General features: G+C 63.4%; 23 protein-coding genes. 18 read left to right on the plus strand and 5 right to left on the minus strand.

Going from position 1 to position 21,342, the window contains the following annotated elements:
* The first annotated feature begins 205 nt into the window (after window positions 1-205).
* Window positions 206-688 carry a hypothetical protein gene (locus tag WN982_RS31450; RefSeq protein ID WP_341315940.1) on the plus strand — a complete coding sequence of 161 codons (483 nt, stop codon included), beginning with the start codon at window positions 206-208 and terminating at the stop codon, window positions 686-688.
* 39 nt (window positions 689-727) lie between these two features.
* Here WN982_RS31450 and WN982_RS31455 read toward each other — a convergent pair whose 3' ends face one another.
* A complete protein-coding gene (locus WN982_RS31455; RefSeq protein WP_341315941.1) occupies window positions 728-1,621 on the minus strand; it encodes a LysR substrate-binding domain-containing protein in 894 nt (297 codons plus the stop codon).
* A 120-nt stretch (window positions 1,622-1,741) separates the two neighbouring features.
* On the opposite strand from WN982_RS31455, the gene WN982_RS31460 reads away from it, so the two are divergent.
* Both WN982_RS31460 and WN982_RS31465 read left to right on the plus strand, forming a co-directional pair.
* Window positions 1,742-2,191 (plus strand): heme-binding protein, encoded by a 450-nt coding sequence (locus tag WN982_RS31460; protein WP_341315942.1) that lies wholly within the window; start codon window positions 1,742-1,744, stop codon window positions 2,189-2,191.
* Window positions 2,188-2,340, plus strand: a complete 153-nt coding sequence (locus tag WN982_RS31465; RefSeq protein ID WP_341315943.1) for a hypothetical protein — start codon at window positions 2,188-2,190, stop codon at window positions 2,338-2,340. The genes WN982_RS31460 and WN982_RS31465 overlap by 4 nt, the downstream gene beginning before the upstream one ends.
* A 197-nt stretch (window positions 2,341-2,537) precedes the next feature.
* On the opposite strand, the gene WN982_RS31470 is transcribed toward WN982_RS31465, so the two are convergent.
* The 3 genes from WN982_RS31470 to WN982_RS31480 all read right to left on the minus strand — a co-directional run bounded on the left by WN982_RS31470 (window position 2,538) and on the right by WN982_RS31480 (window position 6,695).
* Window positions 2,538-2,930, minus strand: a complete 393-nt coding sequence (locus WN982_RS31470; protein WP_341315944.1) for a 2-oxoglutarate dehydrogenase — start codon at window positions 2,928-2,930, stop codon at window positions 2,538-2,540.
* 60 nt (window positions 2,931-2,990) lie between these two features.
* Window positions 2,991-4,826 (minus strand): peptidase S10, encoded by a 1,836-nt coding sequence (locus WN982_RS31475; RefSeq protein WP_341315945.1) that lies wholly within the window; start codon window positions 4,824-4,826, stop codon window positions 2,991-2,993.
* A gap of 441 nt (window positions 4,827-5,267) precedes the next feature.
* The gene (locus WN982_RS31480) at window positions 5,268-6,695 is read right to left on the minus strand and encodes a PLP-dependent aminotransferase family protein (protein ID WP_341315946.1); all 1,428 of its coding nucleotides are present in this window, start codon (window positions 6,693-6,695) and stop codon (window positions 5,268-5,270) included.
* Between the two features lie 109 nt (window positions 6,696-6,804).
* On the opposite strand from WN982_RS31480, the gene WN982_RS31485 reads away from it, so the two are divergent.
* The 11 genes from WN982_RS31485 to WN982_RS31535 all read left to right on the plus strand — a co-directional run bounded on the left by WN982_RS31485 (window position 6,805) and on the right by WN982_RS31535 (window position 17,511).
* Window positions 6,805-7,689 carry a DMT family transporter gene (locus tag WN982_RS31485; RefSeq protein WP_341315947.1) on the plus strand — a complete coding sequence of 295 codons (885 nt, stop codon included), beginning with the start codon at window positions 6,805-6,807 and terminating at the stop codon, window positions 7,687-7,689.
* 134 nt (window positions 7,690-7,823) lie between these two features.
* Window positions 7,824-8,723, plus strand: a complete 900-nt coding sequence (locus tag WN982_RS31490; protein WP_341315948.1) for a MurR/RpiR family transcriptional regulator — start codon at window positions 7,824-7,826, stop codon at window positions 8,721-8,723.
* Between the two features lie 17 nt (window positions 8,724-8,740).
* A complete protein-coding gene (ddpX, locus tag WN982_RS31495) occupies window positions 8,741-9,304 on the plus strand; it encodes a D-alanyl-D-alanine dipeptidase (protein WP_341315949.1) in 564 nt (187 codons plus the stop codon).
* Window positions 9,305-9,501: 197 nt separating this feature from the next.
* Window positions 9,502-9,774, plus strand: coding sequence for a hypothetical protein (locus tag WN982_RS31500; RefSeq protein ID WP_341315950.1), 273 nt, complete (start codon window positions 9,502-9,504; stop codon window positions 9,772-9,774).
* A 224-nt stretch (window positions 9,775-9,998) separates the two neighbouring features.
* The gene (locus tag WN982_RS31505) at window positions 9,999-10,598 is read left to right on the plus strand and encodes an N-acetyltransferase family protein (protein ID WP_341315951.1); all 600 of its coding nucleotides are present in this window, start codon (window positions 9,999-10,001) and stop codon (window positions 10,596-10,598) included.
* A 113-nt stretch (window positions 10,599-10,711) separates the two neighbouring features.
* Window positions 10,712-11,581: a MerR family transcriptional regulator gene (locus tag WN982_RS31510; RefSeq protein ID WP_341315952.1), complete on the plus strand. Its 870-nt coding sequence runs from the start codon at window positions 10,712-10,714 to the stop codon at window positions 11,579-11,581.
* Window positions 11,582-11,808: 227 nt separating this feature from the next.
* Entirely contained in the window at window positions 11,809-12,798 is a 990-nt protein-coding gene (locus tag WN982_RS31515; protein WP_341315953.1) for a sulfonate ABC transporter substrate-binding protein, read from the plus strand.
* A gap of 228 nt (window positions 12,799-13,026) precedes the next feature.
* Window positions 13,027-14,640, plus strand: coding sequence for an NAD(P)/FAD-dependent oxidoreductase (locus WN982_RS31520; protein ID WP_341315954.1), 1,614 nt, complete (start codon window positions 13,027-13,029; stop codon window positions 14,638-14,640).
* A 66-nt stretch (window positions 14,641-14,706) separates the two neighbouring features.
* Window positions 14,707-15,615 (plus strand): SDR family NAD(P)-dependent oxidoreductase, encoded by a 909-nt coding sequence (locus tag WN982_RS31525; RefSeq protein ID WP_341315955.1) that lies wholly within the window; start codon window positions 14,707-14,709, stop codon window positions 15,613-15,615.
* Between the two features lie 67 nt (window positions 15,616-15,682).
* On the plus strand, window positions 15,683-16,564 hold the full coding sequence (locus WN982_RS31530) for a metal-dependent hydrolase (protein WP_341315956.1): 882 nt from the start codon (window positions 15,683-15,685) through the stop codon (window positions 16,562-16,564).
* Window positions 16,561-17,511, plus strand: coding sequence for an alpha/beta fold hydrolase (locus WN982_RS31535; RefSeq protein WP_341315957.1), 951 nt, complete (start codon window positions 16,561-16,563; stop codon window positions 17,509-17,511). Before WN982_RS31530 ends, WN982_RS31535 begins: the two co-directional genes overlap by 4 nt.
* Here the strand turns inward: WN982_RS31535 and WN982_RS31540 are convergent.
* Window positions 17,486-18,040 carry a putative glycolipid-binding domain-containing protein gene (locus tag WN982_RS31540; protein WP_341315958.1) on the minus strand — a complete coding sequence of 185 codons (555 nt, stop codon included), beginning with the start codon at window positions 18,038-18,040 and terminating at the stop codon, window positions 17,486-17,488. The genes WN982_RS31535 and WN982_RS31540 overlap by 26 nt on opposite strands.
* A 290-nt stretch (window positions 18,041-18,330) precedes the next feature.
* Between WN982_RS31540 and WN982_RS31545 the strand changes: the two genes are divergently transcribed.
* From WN982_RS31545 to WN982_RS31560, 4 genes are all read left to right on the plus strand, one after another.
* Window positions 18,331-19,275 (plus strand): urea transporter, encoded by a 945-nt coding sequence (locus WN982_RS31545; protein WP_341315959.1) that lies wholly within the window; start codon window positions 18,331-18,333, stop codon window positions 19,273-19,275.
* A gap of 34 nt (window positions 19,276-19,309) precedes the next feature.
* A complete protein-coding gene (locus WN982_RS31550) occupies window positions 19,310-20,086 on the plus strand; it encodes a class II aldolase/adducin family protein (RefSeq protein WP_341315960.1) in 777 nt (258 codons plus the stop codon).
* Between the two features lie 37 nt (window positions 20,087-20,123).
* The gene (locus WN982_RS31555; protein WP_341315961.1) at window positions 20,124-20,315 is read left to right on the plus strand and encodes a 4-oxalocrotonate tautomerase; all 192 of its coding nucleotides are present in this window, start codon (window positions 20,124-20,126) and stop codon (window positions 20,313-20,315) included.
* A gap of 63 nt (window positions 20,316-20,378) precedes the next feature.
* Window positions 20,379-21,278: a LysR family transcriptional regulator gene (locus WN982_RS31560; RefSeq protein WP_341315962.1), complete on the plus strand. Its 900-nt coding sequence runs from the start codon at window positions 20,379-20,381 to the stop codon at window positions 21,276-21,278.
* Window positions 21,279-21,342 lie beyond the last annotated feature (64 nt).

Consider the following 21,342-nt stretch of genomic DNA (forward strand, 5'->3'; position numbering starts at 1 on the left):
CGCCTCTTACTTACTGTTCCCTAAAGGCGATCAATCGACGACGGACGCCGACGCCGGGATAAGCAACTCCGCAGTCACTGCTGGGGTCGACTCCCGCTTCGCCACCGCTCACGTCACTGCGGGAAGTGTGATTAGCGCAGCGCCGCCTGCCAGAGGCACGGACCGCATCGCAGCGGCACCGCAGTCGCCTCCGGCGAGGAAGGTGGTGCCTGACCCCGTTCCCGGCGCAGCGCCGCCTGCCAAAGGCGCGGACGTAATCGCAGCGGCACCGCAGCCGTCTCCAGCCAGGAAGGTGGAGCCTGACCCCGTTCCGGCCACCAGCACCGTTGTGCAACGGCCGACTTCAGAAACACAGTCGCATCAACAACCGCCCCATACACTCGCATCGGCCGGCGCCAAGGCGTCCGTCAACCCGCAGGCAAACCCGGCGCCGCGAATCGAGCGTGGCCGCGATGGCCTGTATCGCCACGGCTTGAACCCGGTTGCATCGGCGATGACGGACCAACTGGTCAAGGAGTCGGCGAAACTCGATCCGGCGCTGCCACCACCGCCGAACCAACCCGCCAGTAACGACCTGCATCGCCGTGGCTCGAACCCGGTCGCGGCGGCGATGACGCAACAACTGGTCAGGGAGTCCGCCAAACTCGATCCGGCGCTGCCGCCGCCGAACCGGCCCGGCACGCAGTAAGCAAGTGACCTGCGAAGCGCCGGCTGTTGTGCACGGACTTTATGTAACGCCCGCCCCTGTTCCTGAGGCAAGGCGAGCGGCCAGAAAGTCAATCAGCGCGCGCACGCGACGCGGAACAGGACGGCCCTCCGCCCACAACAGATGCACCGGTACGGGCTCGGGCTCGAACGCGTCGAGCACCGTGACCACCTGACCCGCGTCGAGAAGTTTTTGCACCTGGAAGATCGGTGCCCGACCTATCCCCGCTCCAGCCGCAGCCGCCGTATTGCAGGCTAGCGCGCTCGCGGACCGGAAGCGCCCGGCGACCTCGACTGCACCGCCCGCCCGGTTGAATTTCCATGTTTCATGCACAGCGTGCTGGCGCAGGATGCAGTCGTGCGCGGCAAGCTCGGACGGATGGACCGGGTAGCCGTGCGAGACGAAATAGGCCGGCGAGCCGAACACAACACGCCGCAAGGTACCCACCTGCCTCGCCCGCAGATTCGAGTCCGGCAGATGACCAAGGCGGACCACAAGATCGATGTTGGCTTTGGCGAGGTCGAGATGCTGCTCGGCGAGCACCAACTCAGCCCTGACGTTTTCGTGAATCGCCAGAAACTGCGCGACCAGCGGCGAAACGAATTCAGCGCCGAATGCCGTCGGCGCGCCGACGCGAATACCGCCGCGCAACTGGGTGGCGTGCTCGACGATCTCATCCCGTGCTGCCTCGATTTCTCCGAGTGCGGGCCGCAGCCGCGCGGCGAACTTCAGGCATGCCGCGGTTGGCTGCACACGTCGCGTCGTTCGATGGAATAAGGTCGTGTTCAGATCGCGCTCGAGCGCTGCAATGGCGCGGCTCACCGACTGCAGCGTTCGTCCCAGCGATCGCGCCGCTGCTGTCAGACTCCCTTCGTCGATGATAGCCAACAGCACTTCATATTCGTCTCTGTTCATGCGCGTCATTCTCTCGTTTACTGGAAGAATGTGTGACGGCTCGCGCAGCTATGCACGATCAGGCCGCCGCCGTACATTCTAGCCATGTCGACAGCCGACCAGATCCGAAGGAGGCGATGAATGACTCAAGCAAACGAGAAGGAAATGCCCATGAGCTACAGCAACCGGTTCAACCTGGCCGATGCACGCCGCGTCGTGGATGCGGCCGAAGAGGAAGCAACGCGTTACGGTTGGCCCATGGTAATCGCTGTCGTGGACAGCGGCGGGTACCTGGTACTTCAGCAACGCCTTGATGGAGCACAACTCGGCAGTATCGACGTTGCAAGACAAAAAGCCGAAACAGCCGTGCTGTTCCGGCGCCCCACGCGCGTTTTCGAAGACGCGCTCGCGCAGGGAGGACTCCACCTACGCCTGCTCGGTATGAATAACCTGGTGCCGCTCGATGGGGGCATTCCATTGATACGCGACGGTGCCGTGGTCGGCGCCATCGGCGTGTCGGGCATGCGTTCCGACCAGGACGCGCAGGTTGCCCAAGCAGGCGCAGACGCGCTGCCAGGAGCGAAGCCATGAGGAAGGCACCGGCCTCAGGGGTGGATCGCGACACGCCCGATGTCAGCCGTTCTTGGCGCGTTTTGGAAAAGGCGTTTGCAAACACCATCAAGGCCATCGAATTGCGGAACGGCGCGGCGAGACAGGCAGGCGCATCACGAGCCAGCTAATCCTCACAGCGGTAGGCGGCAATCTCGACAGTACCGTCTCACTAGATCTCGGGCCTGAGCGCGCGTGTCTTAAGTATTGATAGCTGCGTGCCTGGTCGCTCAAGCGCCCTAAAGATGGGCGCTCGAGAACTTCAAATAACGAAGAAACGCCCCGTGGACACGGCCGGTCATCTGTCAGCGGGGCGAGGTCGAATTCGCTACCGCCCCTGCTGCTGAAGATACTGTCGGACGTCGCTCATTGTCACACTCCCCTTATGGGCCGTATCGATCTGATCGAAGTGCCTGGCGACATAGCCAAGCCCCTCGGTTTGGGCCTGCGCCTTCGTGACCGCTGCGCCATTGCTAAGCGCCGAGTTCGCGCCCAACCTCGCCTCGAGCCGCTGTTGGGCCTGCTGCTGCAGCGTCGTGCCAGTCGACGGCGCGATCGGCGCAGCACGATTCTGAGGGAAAAACGGGCCGTCGACGCCCCGGGCCCCGTTGGGCGGCGTCGCGGGTGCCACCGCTTGAGGTGGCAGCGCATACGCACTGCCGATCAGGCTGCCAAAGACGATCAACGGGGAGATACGCCGCAACATATCGATAAGAGACATGATTACTCGCATTTGTTGAGTGAACGGAGTTCCACGAACGAGGCATATCCATCAGAACAGTCAGGGCGCGGTTACCTGCGCCGTGGTGGTCGGCTGACTGGCTGGGCTTTCGTCGCGCCACGGCGGCGGCAGAGTCCACAGCGCGAGCGCGTCCGGAAGCGGCGTTCCCCGGTAGAAGCGCACCAGATCCCTTTTCATCAGCGGGCGCGCAACGTCATCCAGGTAAATCATATGTCCGCCCTGGAAGAAGTTGACCTGCAAGTCCGGATTCAACCAGCGTACCGTCTGAAGCCGTGCCAATTGTTTCTCGGTATTGAAGAACGGCGTGGCCAGATCATGGAAGCCGTTTTCCGCGAGCACCTTGAGTTGCGGATTCAGTGTCAGCGCGCCCAGCAGATCCGGAATCGTATCGGGCAGAGGCTGTCCGTCGTGCGAGAAGTCCCACACCTGAATGATATTGCCGTTCAACGGCAGATAGGTTGCGTTCGGCGCCGTATACCCGAGGTAGTCAGGCATCTGCGTAGCAAGCGCTGTCGTGAACGGCTGGGAGATCAGGATATCTGACGGATCGCCGTCGTTTTGCAGGCGCGGATCCGAATTCGGCAACGACACGCGCCCGTCGTACCGGCCTATCGTCGTGCCCGGCAAGAGAGTTGTCGAGAAAGGATTGGCGTTGAAATAGCCTTGCAGTGCCTGCACGGTCAGACCGGATGGCAATGTCCACGCCTGAAGCGTTCCGAAACTCGGGAACACCGGCGTACCCAGGGCGTCGGGTATGCCGAGCTGACTGAGCACCCACGACTGCGAGTACCGCCTGAACCGGCTGTACTCCGCCGTGACGAACAGGCTGGCCTGCAGCGCGAAAAGGTCCTGACTGATCGGCGCCGGCGATGCCTGGTTATAGTAGGCCGCGACTAGCGCGTAGCCGGGGAAATAACCGGCCAGGGTATCCGTATCCAATGCAAGCGCGCTCGTCGAGTTCGTAATGGCAACCGCCTCGATCGCATCCGCAAAATAGTTAAGGATTGCAGACTGCAGAACGATCCCCGTCAGGTGCACGCCGGCAGATTCCAGCGCCAATGCCAGCATATCGGTGCGAGGCGTGCCGTAAGACTCTCCATACAGATAGATCGGAGAACTGCTGCGATTATTGACCGTCAGATAGCGCTGGATGAAATCGCGCATGATGTTGACGTCCGCGTCGGTCGTCCAGAACTTCTGGTTCGTATTAGGCAGAATCGCCTCGGAAAGCCCCGTTCCGGGTGGGTCGATGAAGACCATGTCCGTGGTGTCGATCAGGCTCTCCTTATTGTCGACGAGCGGATAATTCGGCCAGTTGCTCCCGAACAGCGGGTCTGGCGTCGCGACCCGCGTCGGCGCAAACGATCCGAGCCGCAACCAGATCGAGGAGGAACCCGGACCGCCGTTGTAGACGAAGGTGACAGGGCGCGGCGCACCGTTCGTACCCGGCGCGGTATACGCGACGTAGGACATCGAGGCTTCGGGGTTGCCGCTCGAGTCAGCGGCCGTCAAATGCCCGGTGGTCGTTGTGTAATTGACCGGCGTCCGGCCTAACGTCCATTGGTAATGCATGACTGCCGCCTTCTCCGCAACCTGGGACGGCGCGAGACCGTCTGTAGCGTTGCCCGAGTAGGCGACCGGATCGATATAGGTTTGATTACCCGTCTGCGCTTGCGATTGTCCGGCAGCCTGCTGCGCGCCAGGCTGCTGGACCGCAGCAGTCTGCTGCATGCTGACAGCCGAACCTGAGGACGAACCGCCGCCCCCTCCGCCGCATCCTCCGAGAAGCATGATCGCGACCGCCAAAGTCCCTAAGGCCGGCAACCTGCGTGGACGACGATGGTTATTGCCGGTAAAACGCTCGTCTCGTTTCATCTCTATCCTTGGTGGTGGGTTGAGATACCGTTTCACAAAGGCCGCTACCGCCGATTAAAATGAATCGGAGTTCGAAATATCTGATACGCATCGTCGGCATGCAGCGGTGAAGAGCCAACTTACTTCAAAGAGCATGGCCGTGGTTTGTCCATGCAATACGATTAGAAAGCCTAAATATTTAGTTTGGATATTCAGACTCTTTTCAGGATATTTGTCCGCAAGCGAATTCGTATATTGGCGGCAGATAAAAAATAGGTGACGCTACGGGAGTTTGTCAAGGATGTGACGAATTCCCGTAATTCCAATGACAACGGGTTATCCGTGAACCCGCCATGAGTCGAGGAGTCTGGCGCGAGGTCGCCGGGCATTCATTACAAGCTAAAATATTTTCGCCTGCAAAACGTAATAACCAATCGGCGCCCTACGCGCTCGCTATTTATTTCAGCTGCGCGCCTTCACGGAACTCGAGACATCCATTGCCCGTTGCAGCGCCTCGTACACCTTCGGCCGGTTGCATTGCGATACGTTAAAGCGCAGGAAACCGGCCGCCGACTGCGACGCACTGAACACATTGCCCGGCGCGAACACCACGTTGTCAGCTAGCGCGTGACGCGCGACGTCCGCGGCGTCGAGCGCATCCGGCAGACGCGCCCACAAGAACATGCCGGCGCGTGGCCGCGTCCATATTTCGAGGCCCGCATATCCCAACCGTCTGACCGTCTCGCCCATTGCATCCGCGAGCTTGGCGCGCATCGCTTCCAGATGACGCCGGTAGGTACCGTCCATCAGCATCCGATGCACCACGCTCGCCGCGAGCTGGCCGTTGCCGAACGACGTCGCCAGCTTCAGGTCGATCAGCGGCTCGACCCATGCGGCACGCGCCGCGATATAACCGCAACGCACCGCCGCGGACAAGGTCTTCGAAAAACTGCCAATCGACACCACGCGCGCGAGGCCGTCGAAAGCGGCAAGACGTGGCGCGGGTTCGTCTTCGAAGTCGGCGAAGATATCGTCCTCGACGATCAGCAGATCGTGCTCGCCCGCCAGCTTCAACAGGCGATGCGCGATGGCCGGCGCAAGCGTGGCGCCGGTCGGATTGTGGATCGCCGAATTGGTCACATACAACCGCGGACGGTGTTCGATCAACGCCCGTTCGAATGCCACCAGATCAGGACCGGACGGCGTGTAAGGCACGCCGACAATGCGGGCGCGATGCGCGCGCAGCAGCGCCTGGAAGTTGAAGTAGCACGGATCGTCGATCAGAACGGTGTCGCCGGGTTCGAGCAGAAAGCGGCACACGAGATCAAGCGCGTGCGTGCCGCCGTCGGTCAGCACGATCTGCTCGGGTGGCGCCTCCACGCCGTGCTGCGCGAGCCGCCATGCCAGTTGCTGACGCAGCGCGGGCAGACCGCGCGGGATCGCGTATTCGGCGAGCGGCGACTGCGGATCGCGCGCCACCGCTCGCAACGCGCGGCGCACGCCGTCTTCCGGCAGCCATGAAGCCGGCATCCAGCCGCAGCCCGGCTTGAAAACCTTCGCGCCGGCCTCAAGCGACTGCCGCGCCAGCCACAGCGGATCGACCTCGCGATCCAGCCGCGGCCCAAGGTCGGCGAGCGCCAGCGGCGGCGCATGACCCGACACGAAAAACCCGGAACCGCGCCGCGCGACGATCGCGCCTTCCGCCACCAGCCGATCGTACGCTTCCACCACCGTCGACTTCGACACGCCCAGCGCCTCGGTCATCGCGCGGATCGACGGCACGCGCGCGCCCGGCATCAGCGAACGGCTGGCGATGCGCTCGCGCAAGCTATCCATCACCGCGCCGACGCGCGTGCCAGAAGCCGCCCGATTGGAATCACTGTCCACCATCTGTACTGCTCCATGTTCGGTACAGTTTGTACGAATCGTACTGATCCGTAGCTTACCCTTTATGGGTGCAAAGCGGATGCTATGAGTTCTCTCTGAATGGGCTCTCCCGATGGACAAGACAACCAATGGCTGGCTCAGCGGCCTCGCGGGCGTGCTGATTTTCAGCGGCTCGCTGCCGGCCACGCGTATCGCCGTGCAGGGCCTCGACCCGGTGTTTCTGACCGTCGCCCGAGCGACGATCGCGGGCATCCTCGGCCTTGTACTACTGCTCGCCTTTCGCGAGGCTCGCCCGGCGCGGCGCGACCTGCTGCCGCTGGTGGTCGTCGCGCTCGGTGTGGTGGTCGGCTTTCCGCTATTGACGGCGTTCGCGCTGCGACACGTGACGTCGGCTCATGCGGTGGTGTTTATCGGGCTATTGCCGCTCGCCACCGCGATCTTCGGCGTGCTGCGCGGCGGCGAGCGCCCGCAGCCGGCGTTCTGGCTGTTCTCGACGCTCGGCAGCGGCGCGGTGGTCGCCTTCGCATTGCGCCACGGCCTCGACGCGTCGCCGATCGGCGACGCGCTGATGCTGGCCGCGATCATCGTCTGCGGCCTGGGCTATGCCGAAGGCGCGCGGCTCTCGCGTCACCTCGGCGGCTGGCAGGTGATCTCGTGGGCGCTGGTGCTGTCGCTGCCGGTAATGCTGCCGCTCGCGTGGTGGGCGCGGCCCGCATCGCTTGAAGGCATCAGCCACGCGGCGCTGTGGGGCCTCGCCTACGTGTCGCTGTTCAGCATGCTGATCGGCTTCGTGTTCTGGTATCGCGGACTGGCGCTCGGCGGCATCGCGGGCGTCGGGCAATTGCAACTGCTGCAACCGTTCTTCGGCCTGCTGCTGGCCGCGCTGCTGCTGCACGAACAGGTGCCGCCCGTGATGATTCTGGTCACCATCGTGGTGGTGGCATGCGTGGCGGGGGCACGGCGCTTTTCCCGAAGTGCGCCGGCGCGACCGGCCTAGGGTCTGCCAGCCAAAACCTATCAAGCCTCGAGTTCCGATTGTTTTTTTAAGTTGGCGTTGAGCTTATTGGCCTTGTTATATACGTGTCATTACTATGATAAATGACAATAAACTAACCAAAACTCAGCGCCACGATGCCGACCGCCTTTGCCCAAACCGTCGAAGCCCGCTTCGCCGAACTCACGCCCACTGCCAAGCGGATCGCCAGCTATCTGCTCGCGAATCTCGACCGGCTGGGCCTCGAGACCGCCGATCAGATCGCGCAGCAAGCGGGCACCAGCGGCATTTCTGTCGGCCGGTTTTTGCGCAGCGTCGGCTACCGCAACCTCGACGATCTGAAGCGGGAACTGCGCGGCACGCAGGAACGCCCGTGGATGATCACAGACCGGCTCGACGCGTTTCGCCGCGCATCCGGCGAACTCGGCGAACTGGGCGTTGCCGCCCAGGCCGATAGCGCCACCGCACCCAACCCGGCCCTCGCCCGCTCGCTCGAACTCGAAATCGGCGCGATCCAGCACGTTTATCAACTCGCGCAATCGCCGATGTTCGCACGCGTGGCCGAGCGCATTTCAAACGCCGATGCCGTCTACATTCTTGGCATTCAGTCGACACGCGGCATCAGTAACGCGTTCTACAGCTACCTCGAATATATCCGCCCGCGGGTGTTTTATTCCGACGGCATGTCAGGCTCGTACGTCGATTCGCTGAACTCCGAGTTCGCGTCGCCGTACCTGATCGTCACCGACACCCGCGCCTACTCGATGATCGCCCGCCGCTACTGCGAGGCCGCCACACGCCGCGGCCTGCCCTTCGCGCTCGTCACCGATATCTATTGCCCATGGGCGCGGGATTTCTCGGGCGACCTTCTGCAGGTCAAAACCGACGTCGGCCAGTTCTGGGATTCGCTTAGCCCCCTCACGTGCCTGTTCAATCTGCTGATCACCGCCATCGTCGAACGGCTCGGACCGACGCTGGACGAACGCGTCGCCCGCAATCGCGAACTGCAAGGCGAACTCAACCAGTTCGATCTCTGAACCTTCTTCCACCTGTCATGGCCGACCACCGACTCATCGAGATCACACCCACGACCCACGGCGTCGAGATCGACCTCGTCTACGCGACGCCACGCAATCTCACCGGCAAGCCGATCTACAAGGCCGCGCACTGCCTGCTGCTGGAACCGGCCGAAGCGGCGCTGCGCCGCGCAGTGGCGCTCGCACGCAACGTCGGCACGACGCTGCGCATTTTCGACGCCTACCGTCCACCCCAGGCGCAGCAGGTGCTCTGGGACTTTCTGCCTGATCCGACCTACATCGCGGATCTCAGCCGCGGCTCGAACCATAGCCGCGGCACCGCGCTCGATGTGACGCTCGTCGATGCCAACGGCGACGAACTCGACATGGGCACTGGCTTCGACGCCATGACGATCGAATCCGAGCACTTCCATCCCGGCTTGCCCGAGCACGTGCAACGCAACCGCATGCTGCTGCTCGGCGTGATGCACGTCGCGGGCTTTACGCACATCAAGAGCGAATGGTGGCACTACGAGCTGCCTGGCTCGCACGCGTTGCCGCTGATCGACAACAGCGAAAGCGGCCCGTTGCGCTTGATGTAATCCATTGCATTGTGTTTGCAGGTCCGATCGTCCTCTCTGGCTTTTCACCAACGCAAGGCTGTCGAAGCGATCGGCGTGGATGCGGCGTTGTAGCACGCCCAGTGAACCGGCATTTCCGCAAGCGAACGCTTGAGCGCGTCGAAGCAGCCGCGCGCCACATTGCGGTATTCTCACCGGCTCGTTCAGAAGGAGGATTCATGAAGCTTTCGATTTGCCTGGCGGTTGCCGCCCTCGCGCTGTCCGCAACCGCGTACGCGCAAACCTCGCAGACCTATCGTTTCGGCGAAGGCCAAACCACGCTGCCCTCAGGCAATGCGCATCCAGCACCCGCGCCGGGCGCGCAGCCGCCCCAGCAGCAGCCGCAGCCCGCCGGACAGGCGCCGGCCAAGGCCAAGCCGAAGCACAAGGCAACACATCACCGGCATCATCGCGGGCATGTGACGCAGCCGGATAGGTACTCGCATAGCTGATCGGCGAAACGCCTGCCTCGTGCATGCGTTTGCCTTAACTGTTGACGAGCCCGGCAAAGCTGCACGGCCGGGCTCGCCGCGGGCCGAGTTGCTCCCGCCACTCACATAGGCATACGCTGATACCGCCTCTTCGTCGCGGCGATTTTTGACTTGCTTCAAATCCGCGCGCGCTGCGGGCATAGTGAAACGTATCCGCAGAGACACCGGCCACTACAGGAACACGTATGAGTACTGCCCGCCACGCGCCTTCTTCGACCGATCCGGTCCACACCCCGTCCGCCGCGCCGCTGATTCGCGACGCCACCGAAGCCGATCTGCCCGCGATTCATGCGATTTACGCGCACCACGTGCTGACCGGCGTCGCCTCGTTCGAAGAAACGCCGCCTTCCGTCGACGACCTGCGCGCGCGGCTCGCGTCGGTCCGCAGTCACGGGTTGCCGTACATGGTGGCCGAAATCGACGGCGAAGTTGCCGGCTATTGCTACGCGACGCTCTACCGGCCGCGCGCCGCGTATCGCAACACCATTGAAGATTCGATCTACGTCGGCGATGCGTATCGCGGCCGGGGCCTGGGGCGCGTGTTATTGCAGGCGTTGATCGAACGATGCGAAACCGGACCGTGGCGCCAGATGGTCGCCGTGATCGCCGACGGCGGCAGCGGTGGCTCGCTCTCGCTGCACGGGCAACTGGGCTTCGAGCTGATCGGCACGTTGAAGGCAGTCGGCTTCAAGCATGGCCGGTGGCTGGACACCACGTTGATGCAGCGAACGTTGGGCGCGGGCGACGCAACGGTACCGGACGATATTGCGTCGTCACGCCGTTGAAGCGCTTCAAGTCGCCACATGCGGCAAGGCGGACCACGTATTGCAAAGCGGCATCTAGCTGTCTCCCGCTACCGCGCTGGTGGCCGCACTTGCAGCCGCGTTAAAATCCCCCCATGCCCAATACGCCGCCCCCTGCTCCCCCCTTGTCCGCCACCCCGAACGAAGTCCCCGGTAGCGACACGCCGCGCAACGAATACACCGTCGACGAACTCGCGCGCGTCACGGATACCACCGTGCGCAACGTGCGCGCCTATCAGGACCGCGGTCTGCTCGCGCCGCCGGAAAAGCGCGGCCGGGTGGGCGTATACGACGACACGCATGTGTCGCGTCTGAAGCTGATCAATCATCTGCTCACGCGCGGCTACACCCTCGCGAACATCCAGGACCTGATCAAGGCGGTCGACGAAGGCCACGATCTGCGTTCGATCCTCGGCCTGGAAACCGCGATCGGCAGCCGCTGGTCGCGCGAGCGGCCGAAAAAATACTCGCTGATCGAACTGCTGCAAATGTTCGGCGACAAAGCCTCGCCGAGCGCGCTCGGCAAAGCTGTCGATCTGGGTTTGCTGGAACGCAATGGCCTCTCGTTCGTGTCGGGCAGCCCCACGGCGCTCGCCGCCGGCGCGACCATGGCGAAGGAAGGCATTCCACTGCCCGACCTGCTCGACGCCATCGGCATCGCCCGGCCGCATTTCAATGCGGTCGCCAAGGCGCTGGTCGATCTGGTGGTGCGTCAGCTCGACCGCTACGACCCGGACGCGCTGCCGCCGCCCGCCGACGTGCCCGCGCTGGTAGACGCGATCTGGCGTGTGCGGCCGTTGGCGATGGTGCTGGTGGAAAGCGAAATGAATCGCGCGCTCGAGGAAGCGTCCGGCGACTATCTCGGCGACCGCGTCGCGGCAATCATGGAAAAGAAGCTGGGCCATGCGCCTGAGGGCGCCACCGCGGAGCACGGCGCAATCAAAAAAACCAAACCCAAAAAGTAGCCGCGCACGCCGATACGCCTCGGCATTCAGGCGCGTCATATTCAAATCTCCATTGCTTCGTTTGATCGGCGGGACGTCCATGCGACGATCCTCCGATGTCGCCGCAACGCCTTTATAGCAGTGCCCACATGCACCGCGTCGCACCCCACCGCGGGACGTCGCGCGCCTGCACGGACCACGCTGAACGGGCGGCACAGAACCAATCGAACGTAATGGAGATTCGCTGGATGGCCCGTCACACCCCTATTTCGCTTCACCTCGCCGCTGCCTTGCTGGCTGCGTTCACGACCTTGAGCGCCGGCGCGCAGAGTGCCGGCGGCGAGCCGGCCAAGGTGCTGCGCATCGGTTATCAGAAAGCCGGGTTGCTCGCGGTGCTCAAGGCGCAAGGCTCGCTCGACGAAAAGCTCAAGCCGCTCGGCTACAGCGTCAAGTGGTTTGAATTCCCTGCCGGCCCCCAACTGCTCGAGGCGCTGAACGCGAACAGTGTCGATTTCGGCTACACCGGCGCGCCGCCGCCCGTGTTCGCGCAAGCCGGCGGCGTGCGCTTCGTGTATGTCGGCGCGGAGCCGTCGGGACGTCATAGCGAAGCGGTGCTGGTCAGAAACGATTCGGCGCTGCATAGCATGGCCGATCTGAAAGGCAAACGCGTCGCGCTGCAAAAAGGCTCGAGTGCGAACTATCTGCTCCTCGAAGCGCTGAAGAAAGCAGGTCTGCGTTACGAGGACATTCGCCCGGTGTATCTGCCCCCCGCCGATGCGCGCGCCGCCTTCGAAAGCGGCGACGTCGACGCGTGGGTGATCTGGGATCCGTACTATGCGTCCGCGCAACAGTCGTTGAAAGCGCGCACGCTGGCGGACTACTCGGAGCTCAACGGGCCGTACAACTTCTACGAAGCGACGCGCGACTTCGCGCAGCAGCATCCCGATGTGGTCAGCGCGATTCTTGGGCAGTTACGCACTGCCGGGTTGTGGGTCAATGACCATCCGGCCGAAACCGCCGCACTGATCGCGCCGAAGGTCGGTCTGGATCAGAAGCTGGTCGAAACCTGGGTGCGCCGCTTTCCATACGGCACCACGGCCGTCACCGAGGAGATCGTGCGCTCGCAGCAAGTGGTGGCCGATGCGTTCTACGGCGCGCATCTGATTCCGCAGAAGATCACGGTAAAGGACAACGTCTGGCAGAACCGCGACCTGGCCGCGGCGCTCGCGGCTAAGTAACCCGACAGCCGCGCACGCCTCCTTCGCGATGCCTGGCAGAGCAAAAGCGGACCCACGGGTCCGCTTTTTTACGACCTTCCGCCCTTAAACGTGTTCACACAACGAAAAATTGTGTCGTTTGTCTTAGAGCCGGCCATCTAAACAGCCGCTTGCGTCATCCGTTACCAGCCTCTATTGTTACATCAATCAATGTAACAGTTAAGAGTGAACAAAAAGGAGGCGGATCGGATGAACGCACGCACGATGCCCCACGACGCCGCGGCGCCCGACGCGTCCGCGTCCATCGAAACCGATATCGCGATTATCGGCTCCGGCTTCGCGGGCCTGGGCATGGCGATCCGGCTCCGGCAAGCCGGCATGACCGACTTCATCGTCGCCGAAAAAGCCGCATCGGTCGGCGGCACCTGGCGCGACAACCACTACCCCGGCTGCGCCTGCGACGTCCAATCGCACGTCTACTCGTTCTCGTTCGCCCCGAATCCGCACTGGACCCGCATGTTCGCGCGCCAGCCGGAAATTCGCGCTTATCTGGAAGACTGCACACAGCGCTTCGGCATCCAGCGTCATGTGCGCTTTGGTCATGAACTGGCGAGCGCGATCTATGACGAGACGCGTCGTCGCTGGCAATTGACCTTCGCCAACGGCCAGCACTGGTCGGCGCGTGTGCTGATCTCGGGCATGGGCGGACTGTCGCGCGCGGCCATCCCGAACATTCCCGGCATCGAAAAATTCAAGGGCAAGGCGTTCCACTCGCAACACTGGGACCACGCCTATCCGCTCGAAGGCAAACGCGTCGCCGTGATCGGCACCGGCGCGAGCGCGATCCAGTTCGTGCCGCAAATCGCGCCGCGCGTGTCCCATCTGAACCTGTTCCAGCGCACGCCGCCGTGGATCATGCCGAAGGCCGACCGCCCGGTGAAACCGCTCGAACAATGGCTGTTCCGGCATCTGCCGTTCACGCAGAAGATCATGCGTTCGGCGCTCTACTGCATGCTCGAATCGCGCGCCTTCGGCTTCGCGATCCACCCTTCGCTGATGAAGACAGCGCAGAAAGTCGCCGAGCGGCATCTGCGCCGCCAGGTGCCCGATCCGCAATTGCGCGCGACGCTCACACCCAACTACACGATGGGTTGCAAGCGCATTCTGATTTCGAACGACTACTTCCCCGCGCTGTCACGCCAGAACGTCTCGGTGACGACCATCGGTATCGCCCGCGTCGATGAAGACGCGGTGATCACGACCGACGGCGCGCGTCATCCGGTCGATTGCCTGATCTTCGGCACCGGCTTCCAGGTGGCCGATCCATTTCCGCCGGGTGTGGTGCGCGGGCGTGGCGGCGTCGATATCGTCGATACGTGGCGCGATGGCGCACATGCGTATCTCGGCACCACACTGCCCGGCTATCCGAACTTCTTCATGATCGTCGGTCCGAACACGGGGCTCGGTCACAACTCGATGGTGTTCATGATCGAGTCGCAGGTCGAGTACATCCTGCGCGCGCTGAAGACAATGGATGCCGAAAGCGCCGATGCGATCGAAGTGCGTCCGCATGTGGAGCGCGCGTACAACGAGCAGATCCAGCAGAAGCTCGGCCGCGCGATCTGGTCGACGGGCGGCTGCAAGAGTTGGTACCTCGATCCGCAGACCGGCAAGAACACCACCCTGTGGCCGGGATTTGCATACAAATTCCGTCAGGCTACCAGCACCTTCAGCATGGACGATTACCTCGCATATACGCCCGCGGTGCAGACGTTCGGCGCGCATCTGGCGCCGCAGGCGGCGCACGTGCACGGCAACGCAACCAGCAACACGGCAGCGGCGACATCTGTCGAAGCGACCTGACGCAGCAACGAGCATCCCCAAAAATATAACGACAGGCACCGTTCAGAGAGGACAGGAGATAAACCAATGAAGAACTTCACCGACAGAGTGGCCGCAATCACCGGCGCAGGCTCGGGCATGGGCCGTTCGCTCGCGATTCAGCTGGCGCGCGAAGGCTGCCACCTTGCGCTCGCCGATCGCAATGCCGCGAGCCTCGCCGAAACCGCGAAGCTCGCGCAGGCCGCCGCGCCGCATATCGTCGGTGCGCCGCTGCGGATCACCACGCGCGTGCTCGATGTCTCGGACCGCGCGGCGATGTTCGACTGGGCCGCCGAAACGGCCGCGCAGCATCAGCGCGTGAACCTCGTGTTCAACAACGCGGGCGTGGCGCTGTCGAGCACGATCGAAGGGATGGATTACGCCGATCTGGAGTGGATCGTCGGCATCAATTTCTGGGGCGTCGTACACGGCACCAAGGCATTTCTGCCGTATATCAAGGCGTCCGGCGCGGGGCACATCGTCAATACGTCGAGCGTATTCGGGCTGTTCTCGCAGCCCGGCATGAGCGGCTACAACGCGACCAAATTCGCGGTGCGCGGCTTTACCGAAGCCCTGCGCCAGGAACTCGACCTGATGAAGTGCGGCGTGTCGGCGACCTGCGTGCATCCGGGCGGCATCCGCACGAGCATCGCGCAATCGAGCCGGATCTCGTCGAACATGGTCGGCTTCATGCTGGAAAACGAGCAGCAAGGCAAGGACGACTTCGAGAAGTTCTTCATCACCACCGCCGACCAGGCCGCGCGCGTGATTCTCGACGGCGTGCGCAAAAACAGGCGGCGCGTGCTGATCGGCCGCGATGCCCGCGCCGCCGACTGGATGGCGCGCACGTTGCCGGCGGCCTATCAGGCGCTGGTGGTGATGCAGACGCGCCGCATGAAGCGCATCGCCGAAAAGCGCGCGCGCCGCGCCGCGCAAGTGGACGGCCGGCGCGCCTGACGCAGCCGTCCCGATCGAACCAATCAGTCAGATCAGCAGTACATAAAGGATCACAAGGAGAAAGGCCATGATTCCGGTTCGCCGCGACCTTCGCTTCAACTTACCGCAGGAACGTGCCTGCGATTGGCACGTGCAAGGCTCGCATGTGACACACTTCTTCAACGCGCTTTCGCTGCTATTTCCTGCCGGCGAGCGTTTCTTCATGGACAGCGTGCGCAACTACCGCGACCAGATTGACGACCCGGTGCTGAAGAAGCAGGTGCTCGGCTTCATCGGCCAGGAAGCGATGCATACGCGCGAGCACATCGAATACAACGATCTGCTGCAGGAGGCCGGCTTGCCCGCGCACAAGCTCGACAAGCGCCTGTGGGCGATTCTCAACTTCGGCCGCAAGGTCCTGCCGCATTCGTATCAACTTGCGGTGACGGTGTGCCTCGAGCACTACACAGCGATGCTCGCGGGCTTGCTGCTGGAAGACGCCACGCGCATCAGCGGTTCGGTTGAGGGCTATGCGCAGATGTGGACCTGGCATGCGCTCGAAGAAACCGAACACAAGTCGGTCTCGTACGACGTCTGGAACGCGGTGCTCAAGCGCGGCCTCGGCCGTTATCTGCTGCGCACCGGCACGATGCTCGCCAGCACGCTGACGTTCTGGCTGATCGTGTTCGATTACCACGTGCGCCTGATCATCGCCGATCGCAAGCGCGAGGGCCGTATTCGCGGCATGTGGCGCGTGGTGAAGTATCTGTACGGCCCGCGTCATGGCGTGTTTCCGCGCATCGCCGGTGAATGGCTGAGCTTTTTCCGGCCCGGCTTTCATCCGTGGGATCACGACAATCGCGCGCAACTCGCGCGTATCGACGGCCTCCTGGCCGCGGTCGACGCCGCCAATGCGGCGACGCCGAGCGCACGCAAGGCCGCACGGCGCGGCATGCAGGCGGCCGCGTGATTCGCGACACGCTGTCGGTCCAGGCCGGCGACGTGCGGCTCGCGGTCTACGTAAGCGGGCCGCGCGACGCGCCGCCGATCGTGCTGGTGCACGGCTATCCGGATTCGGCGGCGGTGTGGGAACCGGTGCGAGCGCAACTCGATACGCGCTTTCGCGTGATCAGCTATGACGTGCGCGGCGCGGGCGCGTCCGATGCGCCGCAGTCGCGCGCCGCTTACCGGCTCGAGCGGCTGGCCGCCGATCTCGCGGCCGTCGCCGATGCAACCTGCGGCGCGCGGCCGTTTCACCTGGTCGGTCACGACTGGGGTTCGATCCAAAGCTGGGAAGCGGTCACCGATCCGGCCTTCAAAGGCCGCATTGCGTCGTACACGTCGATCTCCGGGCCGTGCCTCGATCACGCGGCGATCGGCTTACGCGGCGGCGATGCGCATCCTGAACAGCCAACGCCAAAGCGCCCGTTCGGCAGCGGTTTGCGGCAGACGCTGAAATCCTGGTACATCTTCTTCTTTCACCTGCCGTGGCTGCCGGAACTGGTGTGGTACGCCGGCGGTGCACACGCGTGGCCACTATGGCTGCGTGTAACCGAACGCGTGCGCCCGGCGCGCGACCCGGAGCAGATGCGCAACGCGATCAACGGCCTGAACCTTTACCGCGCCAATTTCATCGACAAGCTGTTGCGCCCGCGTGCTCGCCATGCACATGCACCGGTGCAATTCATCGTGCCGCTGCGCGATCGATACGTCGGGCCAGCGCTCTCGCTCGGGCTTGAACCGTGGCTCGGCGCTTATGGCCGCCATGAGATCGATGCGGGCCATTGGGTCGTTTTGCGCGAACCCGAACGGATTGCCGCCGCCATCGAGCGCTTTGTCGAGCAGCACCGACCGGGCAACAGCGCGGGCCACGGCGGACCTGACAGCGCCGTCAACGCGCGCGCGGCAGGCGTGTGAACAACGTCGGATAGTCGATCACCAGGCCGTCTTCATCGACCTTCATGTTCGCCGTGAAATTGCGGAAGATGCCCTCGTAACGATACTCGCGATTCAGTTCGATACACGAATAGGCCTGCTCGACACGCGTGACCTGCAAATCAGGCGTCGAAATGTAAGCCACGGAGATCGGCTGGCGCTCGCCCACGGCAAGTTGCAAGCGGCGGATCGGCAACGTGTTGGTGAACGGCGTGGCGGCGATATCGATGTCGATGCATCCCTCGATCGAACTCAGCACGAGGCCGTGGCCGTCGCGCCAATGGCCCGCGCCGTCGCCGTGCAGTTCCAGTTCGCCACCGCCGACGATCTTCAGCCACGCATACGTGGTGCGCCACTGCGAATCGCAATGCACCTTGTAGTGCAAGCCGTAGGCCTTGCCGTAGCGCTGTCCGACCACGGCGCTTTCGACCGCAAAACCGTCGCCGCGGGCATCGAACGCCAGATGCTCGACGCCGTCGCCCTCTTCCGATGCCCATCGTATTTCACGCATCAGCACGTCTCCTTGTGAAACGGCGTGGCGAAGCTGTGGGTCCGCGTGCCGAACTCCTATCGTAGCGCGAACGTAGCGCGAAAGCTTTCGGTTCGCCGACGTTTTCCATGGCGACGCGCGGGTTTCGCGCCAATGCCGCGCCAATGTCGCAAATAGCCACTATCAACGCGCGGGAATGCCCGGCGCGGCGCCGGTGGCCTATGCTCGCGGTTCAAACCAAACCTGACCTGCCGCGTGTGTTTGTCTGCGCGCGTCGCGCTCGCTCATAGAAGTTAAGCCTCCCTTTAGTCATGCACGCCGCCGCTACCGAAGCACAACCCGCCGCCTTGCGCACGCTGTTGCGCAGTCTTGGCCAGATCGTGCTGCAATCGAACGCTTTCACCGGTGCGTGCCTGCTCGCCGCGTGGCTATTGTGCGATCCGCGCCTCGCGTGCGCGGCGCTGATGGGCGCGGTCGCGGCAAACGTCAGCGCTGTGCTGGCCGGCTATCGCGAGGACGACACGCGTGCCGGCCTGCATGGCTTTAACGGCGCGCTGGCCGGCCTCGCCGCTTTCAGCTTCGTCGCCGACAATGCGACCGCCGCCGCGGTGGCGATTTTCGCCGCAACCGGCACGGCATGGCTGCTGAAGCCGTGGTCGCGCCGGTTGCGCGCGCGTGGAGTCGGCGTTTTTTCGAGCCCCTGTCTGATCGTGACGTGGTTCTGGCTGCCGCTGGTCCATAGCAGCAATCAGCAAGCGAGCCTCGCCAACGCGCACACGCTCAGCGGCGCGCAATTGACCAGCGGCCTATTTGCCGGCTTCGCGCAGATCGGCTTTGCGTCCGGCGCGCTGCCGGGTTTGCTCGTGTTGCTCGGGATTGCGGCGGCGTCATGGCGGCACGCGCTGTGGGCGCTGGCCGGCGCGGCCCTCGCAAGCGCCGCGCACCTGCTGCTCGGCGCCAGCGCAAGCTCGTTCGATGCGGGCCTGTTAGGATTCAACGGCGCGCTGACCGCAATTGCGCTCGCCGATTGCTGCGTCGCGGCGACGCTCGGCGGTGTGGTACTTTCGGTCGCGCTGCAAATGGCTGCCGCTTTCCATGGATTGCCGGCCATGACTGCGCCATTCGTGCTTGCGACGTGGAGCGTGCAGTGGCTTACGCGACGCTTCACACGTAACGTGGCGGCGCCCGAGTCAGCGGAACGAGCCGAAGCAGCGCTGCCCGTCGCGCCACCGGCATCGGCCACACGCATAGGTTAGCCGCGCTATAGCAAAGCAACATCAGGAGACAGACATGTCGTTCACCCACACGCCCGCCGGCCGCATCGTCGAGACCGGCCCCATGTCCGCAGCGGAGCAACAGACCCGCGTCGATCTCGCCGCCGCGTATCGCCTCGCGGCGCTCAACGGCTGGGACGATATGATCTACACGCATATCTCCGCGAGCGTTCCCGGCGAACCCGGCCACTTCCTGATCAACCCGTTCGGCCTCGCGTTCGACGAAGTCCGCGCGTCGAACCTGGTGAAGATCGATATCGAAGGGAACATCGTCGGTGCGAGCGAGCATCCGGTCAACGCCACCGGCTTCGCGCTGCACGCCGCCGTGCATGCGGCGCGCGCCGATGCCTTCTGTGTGATGCACTTGCACAATACGGCAGGCGTCGCGGTTTCCGCGCAGCCGGCCGGTTTGCTGCCGGCGTCGCAGCACGCGCTGCGCTTTTACGGCCGGCTCGCGTATCACGACTACGAAGGCCTCGCCTTCACGCCGGCCGAGGGCGAGCGCCTCGTCGCGCATCTGGCCGACAAACCGGCGATGCTGTTGCGCAATCACGGCACGCTGACCGCCGGCCGCACCGTCGCGGAGGCCTACGTGCTGATGGCGACGCTGATCAAGGCATGCGAGATCCAGTTGCAGGCGCAAGCCTGCGGCGCAGAACTGGTCGTGCCTCCTGACGCGGTAGCGGCACGCACCGCCGAACAACTGTACGACGGCGGCGCGGTGGAAGGCACACTGGAATGGCCCGCCTTGCTGCGCAAACTCGACAGGATCGATCGCGCCTATCGCGACTGAATTCGCACTTTCACTTCCTTAATCACGGAGACACGCAATGCCCACGTTTCATATCGAACTCTTCGAAGGCCGCTCGCTGGAACAGAAACGCGAGTTTGTCGAAGCCATTACCAAAGCGACTTGCGAATCGCTTGGCGTCGAGCCGAACTCGGTGGATATCATTCTCACTGACGTAAAACGCGAAAACTGGGCGACGGGTGGACGCTTGTGGTCTGACGCTAAAGCGTGAGCATCCACCGGCGTCGCCAAACGTCGATCCGTCCGCCAGGAACATAAGCGAGGAAAGTAAAAAATGAATCTCAGGGCGCTACAGTGCTTCGTGATTCTTGCGGAGGAACTCAATTTCAGTCGCGCAGCCGAGCGCTTGCATATCGCGCAACCGGCCCTGAGTCAGCAGATTCGCTTGCTGGAAGAGCGGCTTGGCACACAACTCGTGGACCGGACACGACGGCCGCTTCACCTGACGGAGGCCGGACACTATCTCTGCACGGAGGCGCGTCAAATACTCGCGTCCTGGGAGCAGGCGACGCTCGGCACTCAGGAAATCAGCATCGGCAGGCGCGGATGGCTGAGCATCGGTTTCACGCGATCCGCGATGTACAGCATCCTGCCGCCCGCGCTCAAAGCGTTCCACCAGGCTTACCCGCAGGTCGAACTCAAGCTCTTCGAAATGCTGACCGAAGAACAGACTGATGCGCTGCGCGACATGCGCATTCACATCGGTATCGGGCGACAGCCGCTGCCGATTGCGGGCTGCACTTCTTATCCGCTTCTGCGTGAGCGCGTGATGGTCGCGCTTTCGCCGGATCATCCCCTTGCCGGACAAAAAAAAGTGCGTATCGCCGATCTCGCGGATACGCCGCTGATCCTCTATCCGAAACATCAGAACGCGCAATTCAAGCATTCAGTGCAATCGCTCTACCGCGATGCCGGCATCACGCCGTTCGTCGCGCATCAGGCCTATGAAATCCAGACCGCTATTGCACTGGTTGCGGCAGGATTGGGCGTGACCTTCGTGGGCGAGTCGGTTGCAAGGCATGGACGTGCGGACGTGGTGTTCCGCCACCTCGAGGGCCCCGGCTCGTCGCAACGCACAACGCTAGCCGCCACCTTTCGCACCGACGACACCTCTTCCCATCTGCGCGCCTTCCTGACCTGCCTCCCCAAGCCGCTTGCCGACGCCACACTATAAGAAAAAATCTATACAAGAATAAGCAAGCTGTCTTGGACTCACCGTCCACGCGTTCTTATTATTG

This window comes from Paraburkholderia sp. IMGN_8, from assembly GCF_038050405.1.
In the GTDB taxonomy this organism is placed as follows: Bacteria; Pseudomonadota; Gammaproteobacteria; order Burkholderiales; family Burkholderiaceae; genus Paraburkholderia.

Coding starts and splice junctions, on each gene's coding strand:
- WN982_RS31540 (WP_341315958.1), bottom strand. CDS start 18,040: ATGCGTGAAATACGATGGGCATCGGAAGAGGGCGACGGCGTCGAGCAT.
- WN982_RS31545 (WP_341315959.1), top strand. CDS start 18,331: ATGCACGCCGCCGCTACCGAAGCACAACCCGCCGCCTTGCGCACGCTG.
- WN982_RS31530 (WP_341315956.1), top strand. CDS start 15,683: ATGATTCCGGTTCGCCGCGACCTTCGCTTCAACTTACCGCAGGAACGT.
- WN982_RS31505 (WP_341315951.1), top strand. CDS start 9,999: ATGAGTACTGCCCGCCACGCGCCTTCTTCGACCGATCCGGTCCACACC.
- WN982_RS31515 (WP_341315953.1), top strand. CDS start 11,809: ATGGCCCGTCACACCCCTATTTCGCTTCACCTCGCCGCTGCCTTGCTG.
- WN982_RS31560 (WP_341315962.1), top strand. CDS start 20,379: ATGAATCTCAGGGCGCTACAGTGCTTCGTGATTCTTGCGGAGGAACTC.
- WN982_RS31485 (WP_341315947.1), top strand. CDS start 6,805: ATGGACAAGACAACCAATGGCTGGCTCAGCGGCCTCGCGGGCGTGCTG.
- WN982_RS31520 (WP_341315954.1), top strand. CDS start 13,027: ATGAACGCACGCACGATGCCCCACGACGCCGCGGCGCCCGACGCGTCC.
- WN982_RS31465 (WP_341315943.1), top strand. CDS start 2,188: ATGAGGAAGGCACCGGCCTCAGGGGTGGATCGCGACACGCCCGATGTC.
- WN982_RS31500 (WP_341315950.1), top strand. CDS start 9,502: ATGAAGCTTTCGATTTGCCTGGCGGTTGCCGCCCTCGCGCTGTCCGCA.
- WN982_RS31555 (WP_341315961.1), top strand. CDS start 20,124: ATGCCCACGTTTCATATCGAACTCTTCGAAGGCCGCTCGCTGGAACAG.
- WN982_RS31550 (WP_341315960.1), top strand. CDS start 19,310: ATGTCGTTCACCCACACGCCCGCCGGCCGCATCGTCGAGACCGGCCCC.
- ddpX (WP_341315949.1), top strand. CDS start 8,741: ATGGCCGACCACCGACTCATCGAGATCACACCCACGACCCACGGCGTC.
- WN982_RS31475 (WP_341315945.1), bottom strand. CDS start 4,826: ATGAAACGAGACGAGCGTTTTACCGGCAATAACCATCGTCGTCCACGC.
- WN982_RS31525 (WP_341315955.1), top strand. CDS start 14,707: ATGAAGAACTTCACCGACAGAGTGGCCGCAATCACCGGCGCAGGCTCG.
- WN982_RS31460 (WP_341315942.1), top strand. CDS start 1,742: ATGACTCAAGCAAACGAGAAGGAAATGCCCATGAGCTACAGCAACCGG.
- WN982_RS31470 (WP_341315944.1), bottom strand. CDS start 2,930: ATGTCTCTTATCGATATGTTGCGGCGTATCTCCCCGTTGATCGTCTTT.
- WN982_RS31455 (WP_341315941.1), bottom strand. CDS start 1,621: ATGAACAGAGACGAATATGAAGTGCTGTTGGCTATCATCGACGAAGGG.
- WN982_RS31490 (WP_341315948.1), top strand. CDS start 7,824: ATGCCGACCGCCTTTGCCCAAACCGTCGAAGCCCGCTTCGCCGAACTC.
- WN982_RS31480 (WP_341315946.1), bottom strand. CDS start 6,695: ATGGTGGACAGTGATTCCAATCGGGCGGCTTCTGGCACGCGCGTCGGC.
- WN982_RS31510 (WP_341315952.1), top strand. CDS start 10,712: ATGCCCAATACGCCGCCCCCTGCTCCCCCCTTGTCCGCCACCCCGAAC.